Source organism: Vibrio sp. Vb0349 (assembly GCF_033338975.1).
The window spans coordinates 1-1,192 of sequence record NZ_JAWOTS010000308.1 but is presented as its reverse complement, the minus strand read 5'-3'; the positions used below and the strand labels follow the sequence as shown (position 1 = coordinate 1,192).

Genomic DNA, 1,192 nt, shown 5'->3' with positions numbered 1-1,192 from the left:
ACCTCGTGCTCTAACCATAACCACGGACATCATCACCATGATTGAGTTTCTTCTACCTTCTATTCTCGCTGGTATTGGTATTGCAATCATCGCAGGACCACTTGGGTCTTTTGTTGTATGGCGCAAAATGGCCTACTTCGGTGACACTCTTGCCCATGCATCGTTAATGGGGCTCGCTCTCGGGTTCTTACTGAACGTTAACCTCTATCTTGCGCTGCTAGTCTGCTGTTTAGCATTAGCGGTACTCCTTGTAACACTGCAAAGGCAGCAACTGGTGGCCACAGATACCCTACTCGGAATTCTAGCTCACAGCTCTTTGTCTATCGGTTTGGTGTCAGTAAGCTTTTTGGACAATGTTCGTGTCGATCTAATGAGTTACCTATTTGGTGATTTATTAGCTGTATCACCAGAAGATTTGATGTTTATTTATGCCGGCGTAATTGCCGTTAGTGCATGTTTGTACATATTCTGGCGACCGTTATTATCAAGTACCGTCAGCGAAGAGCTAGCCGCTGTAGAAGGTGTGAACACAGACTTAATTCGTCTGGTCTTGATGCTGATGGTGGGCGTAGTGATTGCGGTAGGTATGAAGTTTGTCGGTGCCCTTATCATGACTTCACTGTTGATCATCCCTGCAGCAACAGCGCGTAAGTTGTCTTCTACACCAGAACAAATGGCATTCTTCGCATCCATCATAGGTGCGATTTCAGTTCTAATGGGACTGAGTCTGTCTTGGCACTTCGACACTCCAGCAGGCCCATCAGTGGTGATCAGTGCGACTTCTTTGTTTATGCTGAGCCAACTGATTCAGCGGAAAGCTTAGTTATAAGCACAAGTTAAGCAAACGGATCTGGTGATTAAGAATTCTCAGTACTATTGCTGGCTTACATACAAAATCAATACAAAATCGCATCAAAAAAGGCAGTCGAGTGACTGCCTTTTTGTTATTTGGAAAACTTGATGTCTAGAAACGTCGTTATTCCAAAGGTTCGGTCGGAGCTTGATTACCCGGTTTGGGCGCTGCAAATGGCACATCCTTCAAATCAGATGCATTGTTTTGGATCAGTTCACCAAGGTGAAACAAACCATATTCACCGGGCTTCATTCGATGCCAAGTCTCATTGCCGGTTAAAGGCTGAGTCGCAATGACAGAAACAACATCGTTTGGTGTTGTTTCTTCTTGGAAGTTGAT

The 1,192-nt window shown here is 44.8% G+C and carries 2 protein-coding genes; one reads left to right on the top strand and one right to left on the bottom strand.

The annotated features are described in order from the left end of the window. Positions 1-37: 37 nt before the first annotated feature. On the top strand, positions 38-823 hold the full coding sequence (znuB, locus tag R7Q47_RS25420) for a zinc ABC transporter permease subunit ZnuB (RefSeq protein WP_005455500.1): 786 nt from the start codon (positions 38-40) through the stop codon (positions 821-823). A 153-nt stretch (positions 824-976) separates the two neighbouring features. Here the strand turns inward: znuB and R7Q47_RS25415 are convergent. Beyond that, the coding region (locus R7Q47_RS25415; RefSeq protein ID WP_318090131.1) for a class II glutamine amidotransferase at positions 977-1,192 on the bottom strand (216 nt) is incomplete at its 5' end.